The following is a 20,574-nucleotide window of genomic DNA, read 5'->3' as shown; positions in this document are numbered from 1 at the left end:
CCCGTGGAGATACTTTGTGGTCACATCTAACGATAAGCAACTGCTTGAAAATACGATGACCTTAAAACTAGCTTCGTCAAGTGTGATTAAAGATCCTAGCTGGGTTAAACCTGGTCAGGCAAGCTGGGAGTGGTGGAATGATGCCGCACCTTATGGCCCAGATGTGAATTTTGTTTCCGGTTATAACCTGGCAACTTATAAATATTACATAGACTTTGCCGCTAAATTTGGTATACCATATATTATTATGGATGAGGGCTGGGCAAAGAGTACCACTGATCCTTATACCCCAAATCCAGATGTTGATGTGCATGAGCTGATCCGTTATGGTAAAGAGAAGAACGTAGGGGTCGTATTATGGTTAACCTGGTTAACTGTTCATAAGAACATGGAGTTGTTTAAGACCTTTCAGGAATGGGGTGTAAAAGGGGTTAAAATAGATTTTATGGACCGCAGTGATCAATGGATAGTTAATTACTATGAGGACGTTGCAAAAGAAGCGGCTAAACATAAATTGTTTGTCGATTTCCATGGCGCATTCAAACCTGCGGGCCTGGAGTATAAATATCCAAACGTGATTTCTTACGAAGGAGTTAGGGGAATGGAGCAGATGGGTGGATGTTATCCGGATAATAGTTTATACCTGCCGTTTATGCGTAATGCTGTGGGGCCTATGGATTATACTCCTGGTGCAATGATAAGCATGCAGCCTGATGTTTATAGAGCTGATAGGCCAAATGCGGCAAGCATTGGTACGCGCGCTTATCAACTAGCTTTGTTTGTTGTTTTTGAAAGCGGAATACAGATGCTGGCTGATAATCCTACGCTTTATTACAGAAACCTTGATTGCACAGAATTCATCACAAGCGTGCCAACTACATGGGATGAAACGAAGGCTCTGGAAGCCAAAATGGGTGAAGTTGCTGTAGTGGCAAAGCGTAAAAAGGACAAATGGTTTGTAGGGGCAATAACCAATGGTAAGGAAAAAGAAAGAAACGTTTCTTTAAATTTCGATTTCCTTGAAAAAGGAAAAACCTATACAATGACTTATTTTGAGGATGGAATTAATGCCGGTCGCCAGGCAATGGACTATAGAAAGAAAACAATACAGGTTAAATCTGGAGACAAGATTGATATTAAGATGGTTCGCAATGGCGGATGGGCTGCGGTAATTATGTAACCAGGCAAATGATATAAAAAAGGGGTTGATATTTAAAATATCAACCCCTTTTTTATATCGAGATGTAAGCTGTTAAGCGTTTTTAGCTGCTGCTTCTCTGCGAATGATATTCAATGCGCCTCCTGCTTTGAACCATTCTATTTGTTGTTCATTATAACTGTGATTAACAGATATCTCTTCTTTAGTTCCATCAGCATGGTTTAACACTAAAGTAAGTGGAACATCGGGTGTAAATGTTGTCAATCCAATGATATCGATAACATCGTCTTCTAATATTTTATCGTAATCTTCTTTGTTAACAAAGGTTAAACCAAGCATACCTTGTTTTTTAAGGTTGGTTTCGTGGATACGGGCAAATGATTTTACCAATACGGCACGCACACCTAAATGACGAGGTTCCATAGCTGCGTGTTCACGGCTTGATCCTTCACCATAGTTTTCATCACCGATAACGATAGAGCCTAATCCGGCAGCTTTATAAGCTCTCTGGGTTGCTGGTACAGGACCATATTCGCCAGTAAGCTCATTTTTAACTGAATCAGTTTTGTCGTTAAAGTAGTTTACAGCACCAATTAACATATTGTTAGAAATGTTATCCAGGTGACCGCGGAATTTTAACCATGGACCAGCCATTGAGATATGGTCAGTAGTACATTTTCCTTTTGCTTTGATCAGCAATTTAAGTCCTTTAAGGTCTGTGCCTTCCCAAGGAGTAAACGGATCAAGTAATTGTAACCTGTGTGAAGTTGGAGAAACAAGTACTTCTACTTTACTTCCGTCTTCAGCTGGCTGCTGGTAACCTGCATCTTCAACTGCAAAACCTTTAGTAGGTAATTCAAATCCAGTTGGGGCATCAAGTTTTACTTGTTCGCCTTTATCGTTTGTTAAAGTATCTGTTAAAGGGTTAAAGCTTAAATCGCCTGCAATAGCTAATGCTGTTACTAATTCCGGAGAACCAACAAAGGCAAAAGTATTAGGGTTACCATCAGCACGTTTTGCAAAGTTGCGGTTAAATGAGTGTACAATGGTGTTTTTCTCTTGTTTATCAGCGCCAACTCTGTCCCACATACCAATACATGGTCCGCAGGCATTGGTAAATACTTTAGCACCTATGCTTTTGAATACGTCTAAAAATCCATCACGTTGAATGGTGTAACGGATCTGCTCAGAACCCGGATTGATGCAGTATTCAGATTTAGCAGTTAAGCCTTTTTCTGATACTTGTTTGGCAATACTGATTGCACGGGAAATATCTTCGTATGATGAGTTGGTACAAGAACCGATCAATCCTACATCGATTTTCATTGGCCATCCGTTAGCTGCGGCAACTTCTTTCATTTTAGAGATAGGAGTAGCTAAATCCGGAGTGAATGGGCCGTTCAAATAAGGCTCAAGTTCAGATAAGTTAATTTCGATTAATTGATCGAAGTATTTTTCAGGCTCTGCATATACCTCAGCATCGCCGGTTAAGTGTTCTTTTATTGCGTTTGCAGCGTCAGCAACTTCAGCTCTGCTGGTAGCACGTAGATAACGTTCCATGCTTTCGTCGTAACCAAATGTTGAAGTTGTAGCACCAATTTCGGCACCCATATTACAAATGGTTCCTTTACCGGTACAGCTCATGCTTGTTGCGCCTTCGCCAAAATATTCAACAATTGCACCAGTTCCACCTTTTACAGTAAGAATACCTGCAACTTTAAGGATTACATCCTTAGCAGATACCCATCCACTTAATTTTCCGGTAAGTTTGATGCCTATTAATTTAGGGAATTTTAGTTCCCACGGTAATCCTGCCATTACATCACAAGCATCAGCACCACCAACACCTATCGCAACCATACCTAAACCACCTGCATTTACAGTGTGAGAGTCGGTACCTATCATCATTCCACCCGGAAAAGCATAGTTTTCTAAAACAACCTGGTGAATAATACCTGCACCTGGTTTCCAGAAACCAATACCATATTTGTTTGAAACCGAAGCTAAGAAATCAAATACTTCCTTGCTTTCAGTGTTTGCAGCTGGTAAGTCAATTTCAGCACCATTCTTTGCAGTGATCAGGTGATCGCAATGAACAGTAGAAGGAACAGCAACTTTTGGTCTGCCTGCCTGCATAAATTGCAATAAAGCCATTTGTGCAGTAGCATCTTGCATGGCCACACGGTCAGGAGCAAAATCTACATAATCAGTACCTCTTGTGTAAGCGGTATTTGTATTTCCATCCCAAAGGTGGGCGTAAAGGATTTTTTCTGAGAGTGTTAAAGGTCTGCCTACTAATTTACGGGCCGCCTCAACGCGGGGGCCAAAGTTTGCATACACCTTTTTGATCATTTCTATATCAAAAGCCATTGATAATATGTGTTAAAAGGGTAAGTTATTCTTATTATTTTGTAGCGAATTTACAAAAAAAAACAGGGGTAGGACATCATCTGCATATCATTATATTATTTATACCTATTCTAAATAATGTAACAGACTTAATGGCTTAAATATCTGCAAAATAGTTGCGATCATTTCTGAACACTGCTGTCCATTTATGAACACTTTTATTTTTTGTAGTGCTTATAATTATCTGTTTTTTAGGGTGTTAAATTGTTTTTGTGTTTTGGCCTAACCTTAGCTGTTCAGATCATGAAAAATTAAAGAGAATCGAAACGATAACCCAGTTCAGAAAAATGTTTCAACACTCTTGGTAATGCATAATACATCCGGTCGTAGGCTTTCAAACTGTCGTGAAAAACTACAATAGACCCGTTGCTTGTATGCTTAATCACATTGTTGAAGCACTTGTGAGGTGCCAGGTTGATGTCAAAATCGCCGCTAAGTACATCCCACATAATGATTTGAGTTTCCGGGTTCATTGCACGGATGTTGGTGATCTGAGATTTTTTAATTCTGCCGTAAGGTGGACGAAATAAATTCGTGTTAGTTAATTCCTGACACTTTTGGAAGTTTTTAGTGTATATTTCATCCGGCGTTTTCCATCCTTTTAAATGGTTAAAAGTATGGTTGCCGATGCGATGGCCTTCGTTCTTTATCTTCTCAAAAATATCAGGATGTTTGTGAATATTATCTCCGATGCAAAAGAATGTTGCTTTTGCGTTAAAGCTTTTTAAAGTTTTTAATGCAAAGTCTGTAACATCTGGTATGGGTCCATCGTCAAAGGTTAAATAAATAACTTTTTGATCCCGGTTCTTGTGCCAGGTTAATGATGGGTAATACCATTTTAATAAAAGCGGGGATTTTATCAGGTACATGCCCAAACTTAGAGAAAATTTTAATTTTATTGGCTTCTTTTAAGCCTTAAGAGAAAATAGAGGAAGAGAAGAAGCAATAAAATGCAGTTGTTGTACCTGAAAATTTACAAAACGAATAAGTTGTTTATATTAATATTGTGAAAACTAAATTATGAAAAAAATTAACCCTTATAGTACATTGCCCAAATTAACCTTAGCACTCTCTCTTATCTTTATTACGGGTTTTGTGCAAAAATCTAACGCTCAAGAGATTATTACCATACAACAAGCAATAGAAGAAACTTTACATAACAACCTTCAGGTAAAAAAATCACAGTACAGTGAGGATCTTGCCGGTCAAAATTTGAAGCAATCAAAATTAGCGCTATATCCAACATTGAATGCAGGTGCTGATCAGAATATGGGCTGGGGACGTAATAATCTCGGTAATACGGGTATTTATGAGAATACGCAGAATTATAGCTTTAGTCCGGGAGCAAGTTTAGGTTTTGATTTGTTTAATGGCCTTTCAAAAATAAACCAGATCAAACAAAATAAAATACTTCTTGAGGCAGGAAAAGCCAATACGGATAAAATTAAGAATGATCTAATTCTTCAGGTAATTACCTCTTACATGGAGATTTTGTATAATAAGGATCGTTTATCTGCTGCAAAACAACAATTATCTGTAGCACAGCAACAACAGAAACAACAGCAAGAACTTTTGGATGTTGGAAATAAAACACTTGCTGATTTAGCAGAATCTAAATCACAAACTGCTACGGCACAGTTGGATGTTACTACTGCAGAAAATGCACTTAGCATTTCTTATTTGACCCTGGCCCAGTTAATGGATATTCCCTCTTCGACAAAATACGATGTACAGGCGCCGGTACTAGCTGAATTCAATAAGCCATCTACAAATTACAATGCAGAGCAAGTATATTCAGATGCAATAAATCTTTTCCCAGATATTAAGCTAGCAGCACTTCAAACTGCTTCCGCAAAAAAGGGGATCGATGTAGCAAAAGGTAGTTTATACCCACGATTAACTTTAAGCGGAAGTTATGGATCTTTTTATAACTATAATTATAATCTTCCGGCAAATGTTCAGAATCTGTCTTTTAGTAACCAGATAAAAAACAATGTTTCGAAAGGAGTTGGTATAGGTTTGAGTATTCCAATATTCAATGGCTTACAATCTAGAATAGGGGTAAAGAAAGCAAGAATTAACTTTTTGCAAACTCAGGCTGATGAACAGCTGACAAAAAACAACTTAAATAAGATTATTTATCAGGCAGTAGCCGATCTAAAGGCTGCCGGAAGCACTTATGAATCTACAACCAATACTTTTAATGCCAGAAAAGAGGCCTTTTCGGTAATTGAGCAACGTTATAACGTTGGTTTAGTTAACTCTTTAGATTACAACACTTCGTTAACAAATAAGAATAAAGCAGAAATAGACATGATCAGAGCTAAGTATGATTTGCTTTTTAAAGCAAAGGTGATTGACTATTACTTAGGTAAACAAATAGTTTTCTAGGAGCAGCATAATAAATTCGCACAATTTATTGCCCCTTGATTATAAATGATAAAAAAATAAATAAACTCAAATGAAACTAAAACCCATACTAATTGCAATAGGAGTTATTCTCGTATTATTGGCGGTAGCAAAATTTACCGGCTTAATAGGAGGAGATAAGACCGAGAAGGTGACGATTGAAAAGGCGGCTGACAGAAAAGTTGTTGAAACGGTTACTGCCAGTGGAAAAGTACAGCCTGAAACTGAAGTAAAACTAAGCTCTGAAGTATCGGGTGAGGTTACTGAACTTTTGGTTAAAGAAGGTGATGTGGTTAAAAAAGGCCAATTGCTGATTAAAGTTAGGCCAGATGTACTTCAGTCAGGATTTGAAAGAGCTGTAGCTTCAAATAATACTCAGAAAGCCCAGGTAGTGGCTGCAGAGCAACAGTTGAAACAAGCCAATGCAAATTTTGATAATACTGAAGCCAGCTATAAAAGAAGTCAGGAACTTTTTACTAAAAAAGTGATCTCAGCTTCAGAATTTGATGCCGCCAAAGCGCAATATTTTGGTGCCTTAGCCGATATCGCCAGGTTGAAAGCTATGGTTACCAGTGCAAAATACAGCTTGCAGGAAGGTGGTGCTAATGTTAAAGAGGCAGGAGCTAACCTTGCTAAAGCTACTATATACGCTCCGGTTGATGGAGTTATCTCTAAATTGTCAGTTGAATTGGGAGATCGTATTCTTGGTACAGCTCAAATGGCAGGTACAGAGATTATGCGTATTTCCAACTTGTCATCTATGGAAGTAAACGTGGATGTGAATGAGAACGACATTAACAGGGTAAATGTTGGTGATAGCTCTATTATAGAGGTTGATGCATTTGCCGATACAAAATTTAAAGGCATTGTAACTGAAATAGCAAGTTCATCTAAAGATGTGGGTACCGCAACAAGCACTGTGGATCAGGTAACGAATTTCAACGTTAAGGTTCGTATTTTAGCTGAATCATATAGTAATATTAAGGGAGGAGCAAAAGATCTTCCATCTCCATTCAGACCAGGAATGTCTGCAACAGTGGATATCGAAAGTGAATCTTTAAAAGGGTTAGCAATTCCTATTCAATCTGTATTTACAGAAGATAAGTCTAAAGCCGAAAAGCCTGCTGATAATGATCAAAATGTAGACAAACAAAAATCTAAGCTTTCTGATAAAACCATTAAACAGTATGTATATGTGTTTAATAATGGCACAGTAAAACGTACTGAGGTTACTACAGGAATTCAAAATGATCAATACATCATTATTAAATCCGGGCTTAAAGCGAATCAGGAAGTGGTAACAGGTCCTTACTCTGCAATTCAAAACAGATTAAAGGATGGTATGAAAGTAGAAAAAACCACTAAGGATCAATTGTTTGCTGCTCCCAAATAGAAAGTAAGCGATATCAGTCATTTAAAATAAGTAAATTGCCCCCGGTTTAAAACAATAAACCGGGGTTTTTTATTTATAAGTTATGATACCTAAAGTTGCAATGATTGGTGGCGGTAGTTGGGCTACTGCAATCATAAAAATGCTTTCAGATAATTTTACTGCTAAGGAAATCTATTGGTGGATGCGCAATCAGGAATCGATAACGCATTTGCAGAAGTATAAGCATAACCCGAATTATCTGAGTTCTGTTGAAATCAGAATTCCTGAAGATAATATATCCAACAATATCTCTGATATTATTGAAAAGGCAGAGTACATCATTTTGAATGTGCCGGCAGCATTTTTAAAGGAGACACTGGATGGTGTGAGCCCGGAACAATTAAAGGGAAAGAAGATCATTTCCGCAATTAAGGGGATTGTACCAGATGAAAATCTAATCATTGGTGAATTTCTTAATCAAAAATATAATGTGCCGTATGAAGATATAGTAGTTATAAGCGGGCCTTGCCATGCAGAAGAGGTTGCTTTGGAGAAATTGTCTTATCTAACTATTGCTTCTACCAATTTGGAGCTTGCCGCAATCTTTGCAAGGTTGTTGGCCACAAGGTATATTAAAACCAATATTTCTGATGATATTTTTGGTACTGAATATGCTGCTGTTCTGAAGAATATTTATGCCGTAGCCAGTGGGATTTGCCATGGCGTAGGTTATGGAGATAATTTCCAGGCGGTGTTAATATCTAATGCTATCAGGGAGATTAAAAGATTTGTAGATGCCGTTCATCCCATTTCGAGGGATATTAAAGAGTCGGCCTATCTAGGAGATTTGCTGGTTACGGCATATTCTCAATTTAGCCGTAATCGGACTTTTGGCAATATGATTGGCAAAGGTTATACTGTAAAATCAGCACAATTAGAGATGAATATGGTAGCCGAAGGTTATTATGCGGTAAATTCTATGCACCATGTAAACAAGAAATATAAGGTTGATATGCCAATTAGCAGGGCTGTTTATGCTATTCTATACGAAAAGCATTCGCCCCATATTGAAATGCGCTTGCTTACAGAGCAACTCAATTAAGTAAACAAAATGTGGATATAGTTGTTTTTTATATAAACAGATAACTATGAAAACAAAATTTGCGATGGGCTTATTAGCTCTGGCGCTATGCACAGCCGTTTCTTTTAACAGTAATGCACAGGATAAGAAAAAGGAAACAGTAGGCGGGGCACTCGATAAAACTGGTAAAGCAATAGGCAAAACAGCGAAAAAGGTAGGAAACAAAACGGCTGAAGTAGCTGTAAAAGGCAGTGCTAAAGTTGTTGATCAGACCTATAAAGGGAAAATGGCACCTGATGGCACAGATGTATATATTGACGGCAAGAATAAGAAGTATTACATTAATAAAAAAGGAGCTAAGGTGTATCTTAAGGCTTCTGAGATTAAAGATAGACCAGTAAAACATTAAGCGCCTATAAAAAAGCCCTCCAGAATTTCTGGAGGGCTTTTTTCTTATAAAGAAGATCTATAATTAAGATCTGCGTTTTCTGTCGTTTCCGCCTTCACGTCTTCCGCCTCTGTCTTCACGGCTTCTTCCAGAGAAATCTCTGAAACCACCGCCACCACCGCTGCTGTTTCCGCCTTCACGTCTTCCACCACCGCCACCGCTGTAGCTTCTTCTCTCTCCTCCGCCTTCGCGTCTTCCACCGCCATAGCTTCCGCCTTCACGTCTGCCACCGCCTGAGCCACCACGACTACGACCGCCACCATCACTATCTGCAGTTTTTTCAATCCTTACACCACGGTTATTAAATTCAACTCCTTTAAAGTTGTTGAATAAAGACTCAACAGTTGCATTTTCAACTTCAAAGAATGAATAAACACCTTTTAGGTCAATTTTACCAATGCTTTTTCCGCTGATTTTACCATTGTTACATACAAAAGATAATAGATCACCTCTTGTAAAATCATCAACAGAACCCAGGTTTATAAATAAACGAGTGTAACCTTCGCTACCTCTGTGACTTCTTTCTCCACGTTCACCACGTTCGCCGCGCTCACCTCTGTCATCAGCAGATGAATTAAGATCAGGTGCATTTTTGTAATACTCTAAAAAGCGGTTAAACTCTAAAGATGCAAAACGTTTAATTACCTCATCTTTGCTTAGTTCAGCAAACTCATCCATAATACGAGGCATGTACTGCTCGATTTGGTTTTCGTTAACTTCAACATTGTGAACTTTGTGTACTAAAGCAAATAATTGTTTTTCGCAAACATCAAAACCTGTAGGTAGTTCAGCTTTAGTAAACTGTTTACCGATGATCCTTTCAATTTGACGGATTTTACCAATCTCTTTAGAGTTAACGATACAGATTGAAATACCTGTTTTACCTGCACGACCGGTACGGCCACTACGGTGAGTATAACTTTCAATTTCGTCAGGTAAAGAGTAATTGATTACGTGAGTAACGTTATTTACATCAATACCACGTGCAGCAACGTCAGTAGCAATAAGCAACTGCATGTTACGATCGCGGAAACGTTGCATAACTTTATCACGTTGTTGCTGAGAAAGATCTCCATGCAATGCATCAGCATTGTAGCCATCTTTAATTAAGTGTTCAGCAACGTCTTGAGTATCCAATTTGGTTTTGCAGAATACTACTGCAAAAATTTCAGGATTAAAATCTACAATACGTTTTAAGGCAGCGTATTTATCTCTTGCACGAACGATATAGTATTCGTGTTCAATGTTTACATTACCTGTGTTTTTTGTTCCCATGGTTAGCTCAACCGGCTGATCCATGTAATTTTTAGCTATTCTTCTAACCTCTGGAGGCATAGTTGCAGAGAATAACCATGTTTTTTTGTCGTCAGGAGTTGTTGACAAGATGTCGTTGATGTCTTCCTGGAAGCCCATGTTTAACATTTCATCAGCCTCATCTAAAACTACAAATTTCACATTACTGAAATCTATAGCCTTACGGCCAATAATGTCCAACATACGGCCGGGTGTAGCCACTACAATTTGTACACCGTTTCTAATTTCACGCAACTGTTGCATAATGTTTGCGCCACCGTAAACGGCAACTACATTAGCACCAGAGATGTTTTTTGAGAAATTCTTGATGTCGCTGGTAATCTGCAAGCAAAGCTCTCTTGTAGGGCATAAAATCAATGCCTGAGGCTTATTGCTTTTAAAGTCTATCAATTCTAACAGCGGCAAACCAAATGCGGCTGTTTTTCCTGTTCCTGTTTGGGCCAAACCAACAAAATCGTTATTGCCCTCTAACAGTACAGGAATACTTTGTTCCTGAATAGGTGTTGGATTTTCGAAACCTAAATCCTTTACAGCATTAACAACGTCATCACTTATCCCCAATTTACTAAATGGGTTTATCATGTATAATAATTTATTAAGCCGCAAAGGTAAGCTTAATATTTGGTATTTTACAGATACGTAACTAAATAAAAATGAGCTAATTAATTATCTTAGTCTGTCGGCCGACCTTAATAATTGCTCGTCTTTACGGATTCCACGTATTGAAAGTAGACAAAATATTATAGCCAGAACGAATAGCGAAGAGCCGAAATGGATAGACGAACCGTTTATTCCCCCCGGTAAAAGTGAAGCGTTTAAAGCTGATAAAATGGCTGTAACAACGATCAGCACAATATTGATCATGATCAGTCGCTTTTGCATAGCGCGATTTTTAAACTGAAATATACAAATAAGGCATACTAATACTGCAACTCCATTTATGATCATTGCTCCCAAAGGGGTGACAGCGGTACTAGCGTCATTTACCCCCTTAATTGATYGCTGATGGCCATCAAGATATAAAAGATACTCTGTGTTATTCACACTTTTAGTTATTAAAGGAATGAAAAACAGACAGATTAGGGTGAGTGCAGCCAAAAGCAGCCATATAGATTGTACGCGTTGTATCATATCAGTTCAATAATTTCAACAAATATATTAAAAGGCAAATAGTAACCAATCCGATATCCGATTAAAAAGATAATTTTGTACAATTGAATATGCAACGGTATTTTATTGAATTGTCGTACAACGGAACAAGTTATCATGGCTGGCAAGTACAGCCTAATGCCGTTACTGTACAGGAATGCCTGGACAAGGCGCTGTCTACGTATTTTAGGCAACCTATAGTTACACTTGGCTGCGGACGGACAGATGCTGGTGTACATGCTACCCAATTTTATGCGCACTTTGATATTGTACAAGATAACGAAACGAATGAAGTTAAACCATTGAATTTTGAACGTTCTGTTACAGGTATAAATTCTCTATTGCCATACCAAATATCAGTGAAACGTATTTTTGAGGTTGAAAATACGGCCCATGCACGTTTTGGTGCAACAGAAAGAGCTTATCATTATCATATACATTTTCATAAAGATCCATTTAAGCTAGATAGATCGTGGCTATATAAAGGAGATCTTGATGTTGCAGCAATGAATGAGGCTGCAGGGATTTTGTTGAAACATACAGATTTCTCTTGTTTCAGTAAATCTAATACGCAAACATTTACTAATAATTGTAAAATTACCGAAGCGCATTTTCAGGTAAAGGATGAATCTTTATTGTTTACCATCAGAGCAGATCGCTTTTTAAGAAATATGGTTCGCGCAATTGTTGGTACCTTGGTACGGATTGGTAAAAATGAAATTAACCTGGAACAATTTAAAGAAATAATAGAAAGTAAGAACAGAAGTAATGCCGGACAATCAGTACCTGCATGTGGTTTGTATCTTGTAAGCGTAATCTACCCTTTTGTAAAATAAAATATGTCTAAAATAACCGGTGATGTAATTAATGTAGGGTTGTTGAAAAGGGTTTTTCAATATGTAAAACCGTATCAGCGCATCTTTATAATTTCGGTAATCCTTACTATACTCCTAGCTGTTCTTGCTCCATTAAGACCTATTCTTATCGGGTATACGCTGGACCATCACATTGTTACCGGAGATTACAGCGGGTTACTAAATATGACCATACTAATGCTTGTATTGCTTGTTGTTCAAACCGGGGTACAGTATAGCCACACCTTACTTACAAATACGCTGGGGCAGTCGGCAATTCGTGATTTAAGAATAAATGTGTTTAATCATATTACTAAGTTGCGATTGAAGTACTTTGATAATACACCTATTGGTCAGTTAATTACCCGGACAGTTTCGGATCTCGAAACCATTGCTGAGAACATCCGCTCTAACTGGTATTACTCTATATTTTTTCCTGTAGTGGAAATTATTTCTGCTATGTCACTTGGTTTGTTAGTATGGTATGGAGCCAGAACGATCCTTAGCAATCCAACAATTAAACCTGGTATTATTACCGAGTTCATTATGTACATCGGTATGCTTTTCAGACCAATCCGTGAGCTCGCGGATAAGTTCAATACCCTGCAAATGGGTATGGTTGGTGCCGAACGTGTATTTAAGGTTTTGGACACGAATGAGGTTACAGAGGATAGAGGTACTTATGCTCCTGAAATCATGAAAGGCAATATTTCCTTTGAAAAGGTTTGGTTTGCATATAATGATGAGAATTATGTATTGAAAGATATATCTTTTGAAGTTGAAGCAGGTAAAACAGTTGCCCTTGTTGGAGCAACCGGTGCCGGGAAATCCTCGACAATAAATATCTTGAACCGTTTTTACGAAATTCAAAAAGGAGAGATTAAAGTTGATGGAACAAGAATACAGGATTATGAATTAAGTTATTTAAGGAATAAAATTGCGACTGTGTTGCAGGACGTTTTCCTTTTTTCGGATACCATTTTTAATAATATAACGCTCAATAATGATGCGATTACGATGGAAGAGGTTGTTGATGCCGCAAAAAAAGTAGGGGCTCATGATTTTATTGAGCGATTACCAGGAGGTTATCAGTACAATGTGATGGAGCGCGGTGCAACATTATCTGCAGGGCAGGCACAATTGATTTCTTTTATCAGAGCGCTGGTTTACGATCCAGCTATTCTTGTGCTTGATGAGGCTACATCTTCTGTAGATACGGAAACGGAAATGCTTATTCAACGAGCTATAGAGAACTTAATGAAGGGACGTACTTCTATTGTGATTGCACACCGCCTGTCAACTATACAGAAAGCAGATAAAATTCTTGTATTGGAGAAGGGCGAGATCAAGGAAATGGGAACACACCAGCAATTACTTAAACTTGATGGGTATTACAAGAGATTGTACGATTTGCAATTTAACTCTACCGGTATTTCTACATCAGTTTAAAACAAGAGGAAAAAATTCTTGATTCTTCTCATCCTCAGATTTTTGAAGGGAAAAATCTGCATGTCTTCGAAGAACAAGGATTTTTTCTGGAAAATAAGTTATGCAAGATGCACTAGCTATGCGATATGGATATATGTGAGTAGATTTAAAAAAATAGACGGTGGGTTTTCCTGAAAAATCAGTTTCTCAGAAAAGGCCTAGGAAATTTTGTCCCTTTTTCAGGGGCAAAAGATTCCAGACTTTGAAAGAGAATGCTTATTTTTCGATGTTATTTTGAAATGCCTGATTCAACGCACCTAAAAACGTTTCCGGTGATTGTGCTCCTGATACAGCAAGTTTCTGATTAAATATAAAAAAAGGAACCCCTTTAATCCCGATGGTTTGGGCGGCGTTTTCATCATATCTTACTTCGTCTGTAAAATCGGTGCCGTTCAGCATAGTTTGTACAGATAATTTGTCGAGACCGATCTTTGTGCCTATTTCAATTAGTGATTGATGATCGCTGATATTAATGCCATCTGTAAAATGTGCTTTAAATAATTGTTCTTCGGCTTCATCACCCAGTCCCATTGACTTTGCCAGTTGAATTAATCTGTGGGCATCAAAAGAATTTGCTACAACCGAGATGTCAAAATTGAAATCTAAACCTACTGCTGCAGCAGTTTCTGTTACATGCTCATGAGTTTCTATAGCCCATTCTCTTGATCTGCCATATCTGTTGGCAAGATGATCATAAGAGCTAATTTCCGGAGCAGTTTCAGCATGTGGATCAAGCTCGTAACTATGCCATTCAACTTCAACTTTATCCTTATGCTCAAATTGTTCCAGAGCGGCCTCAAATTTTCTTTTTCCTATATAACAGAACGGGCAACGCACGTCCGACCAAATATCTACCTTCATTGAAGCAAATTTAGACATATGGATTTATTTATATAGTTATGTTGTTAATTATGAGTTTTGTATGATTAATGTTAGCTCGATGGACTATAATGGACTTTAATTAGAGTGGTTATAAATAAGTTCTAATTTTTCTGTGGATTGTTAAAATTTGTATATTACTTATTATTAAGTGCTTATTTTAGCCTAAGCCATTATTGTTGTTACAGACAATGGTTTTAGGAATAAAATGCTCCGTAAATCGTTATTTTAAAAAAAAATCAGATTATAAATGAGCGAATTTGAAATCAAGAAATCGGGCGTCGAATATGATGCTGTCATTGTAGGATCAGGTGCCGGRGGAGGYATGACCGGATATGTACTTGCCAATGCAGGTTTGAAAGTTTTAATGCTGGAAGCTGGTGCTTATTTTGATCCGAGAATAGACTCTCAACAACTGAAGTGGCCATGGGAGTCGCCAAGAAGAGGAGCGGGTACTACCCGACACTTTGGTGATTTTGATGCTGCTTATGGCGGATGGGAGCTAGAAGGAGAACCATATACTCAGAAAAATAATTCGGAGTTTGCCTGGTTTCGTTCCAGAATGCTTGGTGGAAGAACAAATCACTGGGGTCGTATCTCTTTGAGAATGGGTCCAGATGATTTTAAACCTAAGGATGGACTAACTGATCCCTGGCCTATTACTTACCAGGAGCTAAAACCTTTTTATGATAGGGTAGATAGGATGATTGGTCTTTATGGTACAGTAGAGGGCATAGAAAGTGAGCCTGATGGGATATTTATGACACCTCCGAAACCAAGACTTAATGAACTATTTATAAAAAAAGCAGCTCAAAAAGTTGGGGTAACTGTAATTCCTGGCAGAGGTTCTGTACTTACCGAAGCATTAAAAGACAATAAAGATCGGGGGCAATGCTTTTATTGCGGTCAGTGCGGAAKATCATGTAAAGTTTATGCCGACTTTTCATCATCGTCTTGCCTGGTGATTCCGGCAGTAAAAACAGGAAACCTAACTGTTATTACCAATGCGATGGTAAGAGAGGTGTTAACTGATAAAAGCGGAAAAGCAACGGGAGTATCTTATGTAAATACAAAGGATATGCAAGAATACCAGGTAAAAGGTAAGACCATTATTCTGGGTGCCAGTGCATGTGAATCTGCAAGGTTATTACTTAATTCTAAATCTGCTGCCCATCCTGACGGATTGGCGAATAGTAGTGGAATAGTTGGTAAATACCTGCATGATTCTACTGGAGCCAGTATGAGTGGATACCTGCCTCAGTTGGTAGATCGCAAAAGATATAACGAAGATGGTGCCGGAAGTATACATATATATTCCCCATGGTGGCTTGATAATAAAAAACTTGATTTCCCAAGAGGTTATCACATAGAATATGGTGGCGGACTTAGTATGCCTGGTTATGGATTTGGCTGGGGCATAGAGGGTATGAACGGTTCTATACCTGGTAGGGACGGTAAAATGAAAGAAGCCGGCGGATATGGTGCTGGGTTAAAGGATGATTACAGGCGCTTTTATGGAACCGAAGTTGGGATGGCGGGTAGAGGAACCGCTATAGCCAGGGAAAGTAACTATTGCGAAATAGATCCAAACGTAGTAGATAAATACGGAATACCGGTACTTAGATTTAACTATAAATGGGCCCCGGAAGAAGTAAAGCAAGCAAAACACATGCAGGAAACCTTTAAGGAAATTATGCATGCAATGGGGGCAATTGCCTCTGAGCCTCCTGGTGCGGAAACAAGCTACGGATTAGAAGCGCCCGGAAAGATTATACACGAAGTTGGCACGGTAAGAATGGGTGATGATCCTAAAAAATCTGCATTAAACRGATGGTGCCAGGCTCATGATTGTAAAAATCTTTTTGTAGTAGATGCTGCTCCTTTTGTACAACAAGGTGATAAAAATGCTACCTGGACAATTCTTGCGCTTTCTATGCGTACTGCAGAGTACATTTTAGCACAAAAGAAAACCTTAAACATTAGCTGATCTCAAATCGATATATATGAACAGACGTGATTCATTAAAAGCTTTGGGCCTTACTGCAATTAGCGCAGGTGTGGTGCTTGAAGCCTGTAAACCGGGAAAAGAACCGGAAGTTGTTGCCAAAGGTGCTGATGGCGAAGCCCAACCTGGAAGACAGGAGTTTGAAGTAGAACGTGATAAGAAATTAAATTCATGGAAGTTCTTTACCGAACATGAAATGGCAACAATAACGCTTTTAGCGGATATTATTATTCCTAAGGATGACAAATCAGGAAGCGCTTCGGATGCCAAAGTGCCTGATTTTATTGAGTTCATTGTTAAGGATATGCCAGGACATCAAACTCCGATGCGCGGTGGACTAAAGTGGCTTGATCTGCAATGTTTAAACCGCTATCAGAAAACTTTTAAAGATGCATCATCAACTCAGCAAATTGAGATGGTTGATGACATTGCATATCCAAAGAAAGTAAAACCAGGAATGCAACAAGGTGTGGCTTTCTTTAGTTTGATGCGAGACCTCACTGCTTCAGGATTCTTTACAACCGAGATCGGTATTAAGGACCTCGGTTATGTTGGCAATGTACCTAACCGTTGGGAAGGTGTACCGGCAGATGTGCTAAAGCAATACGGTATGGAAGGGGTGTAGTTATTTCGGCTCCATTCCGGTGCTTATCCCAATTCTATTCCACGCATTGATACTAATTATGGCCATGATTATCTGAGCAAGGTAAACATGGTCAAAAAGTGCAGCAGCATTATTGTAACTTTCATTAGATACTTTGTTGTTAATAAAAGTTACTTCTTCTGTAAGTGCTAACAAGGCACGTTCCTGCTCATCAAAAAATGGAGTTTCTCTCCATGCATTAAGGGCATAAATTCTTTGTTCTGTTTCACCCGCTTTGCGTGCATCGCGGGTGTGCAGATCGATACAGTAAGCACATCCATTAATTTGAGAGGCCCTTATTTTGATGAGGTCCTTATGTTTAGTGGTAAGATTGCTTTGTTCCACATAACTATCAAACGCCAACATTGCTTTGTAAGCTGCTGGCTCTACCTGGTTAATTCTAATTCTATTACTCATAACTATTTGTTTTTGTTGTACCAAAGTTGAGCAATAAAGTACCTTAGAAAAATGAACTGTGGTTAAGAAAGTTTATTGCTTTTTAGCTCTTAAGCGACTAAGAAATTGTGGAGTAAAACCTAGATAAGAAGCTAACATGTATTGTGGTACACGTTGCATGAAATCAGGGAATAAACTTGAGAAATGCCTGTAACGTTCTTCTTCAGTTTGGTTAAAAATATAGCCTATCCGGCGTTGTGAGGCAACAAACGCTTTTTGCATCATTATGCGGAAGTAACTTTCCAATCGAGGTACTTTTTCGAACAAGACTGTTTTATTCTTTTCACTCAGAAACAAAAGTTCTGAGGGTTCTATAGCCTGGATATTGGTTGTAGATGGTTGTTTGTTCAGTAGGCTGTCCTGATCTGCTATCCACCAGTTTTCCAGACCGAAGTTTATAATCTGCTCGTTCAGTTTTTTATTAATGTAAAATTGCCTTAAACAGCCCTTGACAATAAAATAATCTCCCTTGCATAATTTACCTGCTTCCAGAAGATACTCTTTCTTTTTAAGTATTTTAAGCTCGATGCTATCGCATAACAATTGCTCTTCATACGACTCAAGTTGTACATATCTTTTAATGTGGGCTAAAAGTTCAGGATACATTTACTCCTCCTCTTCAAGATAGATTTCGTGTACCAGAAATTTCACTTTAGCTACCGGCTCTAAAAGCTCGGTAATATCATCTGATTCTATATGATATATTGTTTCGCCGGAATCAGGAATCTCAGAATCCGGAATAAGCTCGAAAAACTTAACAGTAAGGTCGGTTTCCAACTCTACAAGCTTGATGTATTTTACTCCATTGTCTTTCCAATCCTTTAGGATTTTACCGTTGAACTGTACGTAAGGATTTTTGTTTTCGCTTTCCATGCCATAAAGCTAATACATTAAACAAAATTTCACTATTATAGTATAATGAAATCTATCCTTTCGAATCTTACTTTTCAGGTTTTAGTGGCTATTGCTTTAGGGATTATTGTCGGTACTTTTTTCCCGGGTTTCGCCCCACATGCCGAACTTATAAGCCAGAGTTTTATTAAAATGATCAGTATGCTCATTGCTCCCATCATATTTTTAACAATAGTTCTGGGAATAGCCCATATGGGCGATATGAAGAAAGTTGGGCGTGTTGGAGGGAAAGCTCTTTTATATTTTGAGGTGGTTACTACTGTAGCCATTTTAATTGGAATGGTGGTTGCCAATTTATTAAAGCCTGGGATTGGTGTTCACCCTACAACGGGTGATGTGAGTAAAATAAAAGCATATACTGAACAAGCAGGCAAAATTAATTGGTTAGAGTTTTTTGCGAACATAATACCTCATAATGTTTTTGAGGCCTTTAGCAAAGGAGATATTTTACAGATATTATTCTTTGCCATTTTATTTGGCTATGGTTTAAATAAGCTTGGCGATAGTGGGCAGCCATTGCTTAGTTTTTTTGATAAAATGGCAAAGGTATTTTTTAATATCATGAAGATAGTGATGCGACTTGCTCCGTTGGGTGCCTTTGGGGGGATGGCATTTAGCATTGGTACTTATGGATTAAAAACGTTGTTGCCTATGGCGAAGCTAATGGGTTCAGTTTATCTAACCTGTTTCTTATTTATTTTTGTAGTGCTAAACGCCATCTGCAGGTTTTATAAATTTAGCTTATTAGAGTATTTGAAATATATTCGACAGGAGATCCTGATTGTTTTGGGTACTTCCTCTTCTGAGTCTGTTTTACCTAGTATGATGAAGAAAATGGAAGCCATTGGTTGTGATAAATCTGTTGTTGGTTTGGTTATACCTACCGGTTATTCTTTTAATCTGGATGGAACGGCAATTTATCTTTCTATGGCAGTTATATTTTTGTGTCAGGTCTTTAATGTAGATCTTTCAATAGGAGAACAGCTAGGTGTGCTTGCTGTTTTGATGGTCACATCAAAAGGAGCTGCCGGGGTTACTGGCAGTGGGTTTATTGTATTAGTGTCTACCTTAACCGCTTTGAAACTAATGCCGGTTGAACATATAGGGATTTTAATAGGAGTAGATAGGTTTATGTCTGAAGCCAGGGCTATAACAAATATGATTGGAAATGGAATTGCAACGATTGTAATTGCCAAAAGCGAAAACGAATTTGATGAAGAGAAATATAAGCTTGCGATTCAACCTGCTTCCATTGAAAGCATGGAGGAATCGGATATTTAATTTTTTATTGTATTTTGCCTCCAACTAAATAAACCACACATAACATGAAAAAATATACATTTATAGCCTTGATTTCTTGTCTTCTTTTTGCAGGCTGCGGAGGAATTAAGCAAAGCTCAAACMAATCTGATGACAAAAAAGGTTGGGTCCCTTTGTTTAATGGTAAAGACATTAAGGATTGGTTTGTAAAGGTACATCATCATGAATTTGGTGTGAATTTTGGAAATACTTTTAGGGTTGAAGATGGTATCATTAAAGTGCGGTATGATCAATATGGAGATTTTAATGATCAGTTTGCGCACCTGTATTATAAAACGCCATTCTCTTATTATCATTTGAAATTTGAATATCGTTTTGTAGGAAAACTGCAAAAAGGAGCCCCTGATTATACTTTGTTAAATAGCGGTGTAATGTTTCATTCGCAGGATCCGAGAACAATGTTAAAAGAGCAGGATTGGCCAATCTCTATTGAGATGCAACTTCTTGCTGGCCTGGGTGACGGAAACCCAAGACCTACGGGCAATATGTGCTCACCCGGAACCAATGTGGTTTATAAGGGCAAAATAGCAGATTCTCACTGCTTAAACTCTACCTCAAAAACATATGACGGCGATCAGTGGGTACGGGGAGAGTTGATTGTTCTTGGCGATTCTTTGATCACTCATATTATTAATGGTGATACAGTATTGCAATACTCTAAACCCCAGATCGGTGG

The 20,574-nt window shown here is 38.2% G+C and carries 19 protein-coding genes; 11 read left to right on the top strand and 8 right to left on the bottom strand.

The window, feature by feature from the left end; translation table 11 throughout:
• Window positions 1-1,180: glycoside hydrolase family 97 catalytic domain-containing protein (locus tag AC1DG9_RS14860; RefSeq protein ID WP_477634809.1), on the top strand; the 1,180-nt coding region annotated here is incomplete at its 5' end.
• Window positions 1,181-1,252: 72 nt separating this feature from the next.
• On the opposite strand, the gene AC1DG9_RS14855 is transcribed toward AC1DG9_RS14860, so the two are convergent.
• Window positions 1,253-3,529 (bottom strand): aconitate hydratase, encoded by a 2,277-nt coding sequence (locus tag AC1DG9_RS14855; RefSeq protein ID WP_172661492.1) that lies wholly within the window; start codon window positions 3,527-3,529, stop codon window positions 1,253-1,255.
• A gap of 290 nt (window positions 3,530-3,819) precedes the next feature.
• Window positions 3,820-4,437, bottom strand: a complete 618-nt coding sequence (locus tag AC1DG9_RS14850) for a polysaccharide deacetylase family protein (RefSeq protein ID WP_172661491.1) — start codon at window positions 4,435-4,437, stop codon at window positions 3,820-3,822.
• Between the two features lie 151 nt (window positions 4,438-4,588).
• Between AC1DG9_RS14850 and AC1DG9_RS14845 the strand changes: the two genes are divergently transcribed.
• From AC1DG9_RS14845 to AC1DG9_RS14830, 4 genes are all read left to right on the top strand, one after another.
• Window positions 4,589-5,959, top strand: a complete 1,371-nt coding sequence (locus AC1DG9_RS14845; protein ID WP_288882934.1) for a TolC family protein — start codon at window positions 4,589-4,591, stop codon at window positions 5,957-5,959.
• A 70-nt stretch (window positions 5,960-6,029) separates the two neighbouring features.
• Window positions 6,030-7,370, top strand: a complete 1,341-nt coding sequence (locus AC1DG9_RS14840) for an efflux RND transporter periplasmic adaptor subunit (protein ID WP_172661489.1) — start codon at window positions 6,030-6,032, stop codon at window positions 7,368-7,370.
• 82 nt (window positions 7,371-7,452) lie between these two features.
• Window positions 7,453-8,451, top strand: coding sequence for an NAD(P)H-dependent glycerol-3-phosphate dehydrogenase (locus AC1DG9_RS14835; protein ID WP_172661488.1), 999 nt, complete (start codon window positions 7,453-7,455; stop codon window positions 8,449-8,451).
• Window positions 8,452-8,497: 46 nt separating this feature from the next.
• Window positions 8,498-8,839 (top strand): hypothetical protein, encoded by a 342-nt coding sequence (locus AC1DG9_RS14830; RefSeq protein WP_216854403.1) that lies wholly within the window; start codon window positions 8,498-8,500, stop codon window positions 8,837-8,839.
• A 63-nt stretch (window positions 8,840-8,902) separates the two neighbouring features.
• Here AC1DG9_RS14830 and AC1DG9_RS14825 read toward each other — a convergent pair whose 3' ends face one another.
• Window positions 8,903-10,774 carry a DEAD/DEAH box helicase gene (locus AC1DG9_RS14825; RefSeq protein ID WP_288882937.1) on the bottom strand — a complete coding sequence of 624 codons (1,872 nt, stop codon included), beginning with the start codon at window positions 10,772-10,774 and terminating at the stop codon, window positions 8,903-8,905.
• A gap of 84 nt (window positions 10,775-10,858) precedes the next feature.
• A complete protein-coding gene (locus AC1DG9_RS14820; RefSeq protein WP_477634808.1) occupies window positions 10,859-11,323 on the bottom strand; it encodes a DUF4293 domain-containing protein in 465 nt (154 codons plus the stop codon).
• 89 nt (window positions 11,324-11,412) lie between these two features.
• Here AC1DG9_RS14820 and truA point away from each other — a divergent pair, with 89 nt between their 5' ends.
• Window positions 11,413-12,177 carry a tRNA pseudouridine(38-40) synthase TruA gene (gene truA, locus AC1DG9_RS14815; protein WP_288882938.1) on the top strand — a complete coding sequence of 255 codons (765 nt, stop codon included), beginning with the start codon at window positions 11,413-11,415 and terminating at the stop codon, window positions 12,175-12,177.
• A gap of 3 nt (window positions 12,178-12,180) precedes the next feature.
• A complete protein-coding gene (locus AC1DG9_RS14810; protein ID WP_477634807.1) occupies window positions 12,181-13,644 on the top strand; it encodes an ABC transporter ATP-binding protein in 1,464 nt (487 codons plus the stop codon).
• A gap of 255 nt (window positions 13,645-13,899) precedes the next feature.
• On the opposite strand, the gene AC1DG9_RS14805 is transcribed toward AC1DG9_RS14810, so the two are convergent.
• Window positions 13,900-14,544: a DsbA family oxidoreductase gene (locus AC1DG9_RS14805; RefSeq protein ID WP_172661483.1), complete on the bottom strand. Its 645-nt coding sequence runs from the start codon at window positions 14,542-14,544 to the stop codon at window positions 13,900-13,902.
• 268 nt (window positions 14,545-14,812) lie between these two features.
• Here AC1DG9_RS14805 and AC1DG9_RS14800 point away from each other — a divergent pair, with 268 nt between their 5' ends.
• Together AC1DG9_RS14800 and AC1DG9_RS14795 are read left to right on the top strand one after the other, a co-directional pair.
• Complete coding sequence (locus AC1DG9_RS14800; RefSeq protein WP_477634806.1) at window positions 14,813-16,549, top strand: GMC family oxidoreductase; 1,737 nt, start codon at window positions 14,813-14,815, stop codon at window positions 16,547-16,549.
• Window positions 16,550-16,565: 16 nt separating this feature from the next.
• Complete coding sequence (locus tag AC1DG9_RS14795; protein WP_172661481.1) at window positions 16,566-17,192, top strand: gluconate 2-dehydrogenase subunit 3 family protein; 627 nt, start codon at window positions 16,566-16,568, stop codon at window positions 17,190-17,192.
• Here the strand turns inward: AC1DG9_RS14795 and AC1DG9_RS14790 are convergent, their stop codons facing one another.
• The 3 genes from AC1DG9_RS14790 to AC1DG9_RS14780 form a co-directional block, all read right to left on the bottom strand.
• The gene (locus tag AC1DG9_RS14790; RefSeq protein ID WP_288882942.1) at window positions 17,193-17,627 is read right to left on the bottom strand and encodes a carboxymuconolactone decarboxylase family protein; all 435 of its coding nucleotides are present in this window, start codon (window positions 17,625-17,627) and stop codon (window positions 17,193-17,195) included.
• A gap of 72 nt (window positions 17,628-17,699) precedes the next feature.
• Window positions 17,700-18,272: a Crp/Fnr family transcriptional regulator gene (locus AC1DG9_RS14785; RefSeq protein ID WP_172661479.1), complete on the bottom strand. Its 573-nt coding sequence runs from the start codon at window positions 18,270-18,272 to the stop codon at window positions 17,700-17,702.
• Window positions 18,273-18,539 (bottom strand): hypothetical protein, encoded by a 267-nt coding sequence (locus AC1DG9_RS14780; protein WP_172661478.1) that lies wholly within the window; start codon window positions 18,537-18,539, stop codon window positions 18,273-18,275.
• A 45-nt stretch (window positions 18,540-18,584) separates the two neighbouring features.
• Between AC1DG9_RS14780 and dctA the strand changes: the two genes are divergently transcribed.
• The gene (dctA, locus tag AC1DG9_RS14775; RefSeq protein WP_172661477.1) at window positions 18,585-19,859 is read left to right on the top strand and encodes a C4-dicarboxylate transporter DctA; all 1,275 of its coding nucleotides are present in this window, start codon (window positions 18,585-18,587) and stop codon (window positions 19,857-19,859) included.
• A 44-nt stretch (window positions 19,860-19,903) separates the two neighbouring features.
• Window positions 19,904-20,574: 3-keto-disaccharide hydrolase (locus AC1DG9_RS14770; RefSeq protein WP_477634805.1), on the top strand; the 671-nt coding region annotated here is incomplete at its 3' end.

It is taken from the genome of Pedobacter sp. 05L430 (assembly GCF_056397585.1).
This window is presented reverse-complemented; position numbering and strand designations above follow the sequence as displayed.

Bases quoted from the DNA above. Each gene is read 5' to 3' on its own strand.
- truA (WP_288882938.1), top strand. From the start codon at position 11,413: ATGCAACGGTATTTTATTGAATTGTCGTACAACGGAACAAGTTATCAT.
- AC1DG9_RS14785 (WP_172661479.1), bottom strand. From the start codon at position 18,272: ATGTATCCTGAACTTTTAGCCCACATTAAAAGATATGTACAACTTGAG.
- AC1DG9_RS14850 (WP_172661491.1), bottom strand. From the start codon at position 4,437: ATGTACCTGATAAAATCCCCGCTTTTATTAAAATGGTATTACCCATCA.
- AC1DG9_RS14840 (WP_172661489.1), top strand. From the start codon at position 6,030: ATGAAACTAAAACCCATACTAATTGCAATAGGAGTTATTCTCGTATTA.
- AC1DG9_RS14855 (WP_172661492.1), bottom strand. From the start codon at position 3,529: ATGGCTTTTGATATAGAAATGATCAAAAAGGTGTATGCAAACTTTGGC.
- AC1DG9_RS14830 (WP_216854403.1), top strand. From the start codon at position 8,498: ATGAAAACAAAATTTGCGATGGGCTTATTAGCTCTGGCGCTATGCACA.
- AC1DG9_RS14845 (WP_288882934.1), top strand. From the start codon at position 4,589: ATGAAAAAAATTAACCCTTATAGTACATTGCCCAAATTAACCTTAGCA.
- AC1DG9_RS14790 (WP_288882942.1), bottom strand. From the start codon at position 17,627: ATGAGTAATAGAATTAGAATTAACCAGGTAGAGCCAGCAGCTTACAAA.
- AC1DG9_RS14805 (WP_172661483.1), bottom strand. From the start codon at position 14,544: ATGAAGGTAGATATTTGGTCGGACGTGCGTTGCCCGTTCTGTTATATA.
- dctA (WP_172661477.1), top strand. From the start codon at position 18,585: ATGAAATCTATCCTTTCGAATCTTACTTTTCAGGTTTTAGTGGCTATT.
- AC1DG9_RS14835 (WP_172661488.1), top strand. From the start codon at position 7,453: ATGATACCTAAAGTTGCAATGATTGGTGGCGGTAGTTGGGCTACTGCA.
- AC1DG9_RS14780 (WP_172661478.1), bottom strand. From the start codon at position 18,539: ATGGAAAGCGAAAACAAAAATCCTTACGTACAGTTCAACGGTAAAATC.
- AC1DG9_RS14825 (WP_288882937.1), bottom strand. From the start codon at position 10,774: ATGATAAACCCATTTAGTAAATTGGGGATAAGTGATGACGTTGTTAAT.
- AC1DG9_RS14795 (WP_172661481.1), top strand. From the start codon at position 16,566: ATGAACAGACGTGATTCATTAAAAGCTTTGGGCCTTACTGCAATTAGC.
- AC1DG9_RS14810 (WP_477634807.1), top strand. From the start codon at position 12,181: ATGTCTAAAATAACCGGTGATGTAATTAATGTAGGGTTGTTGAAAAGG.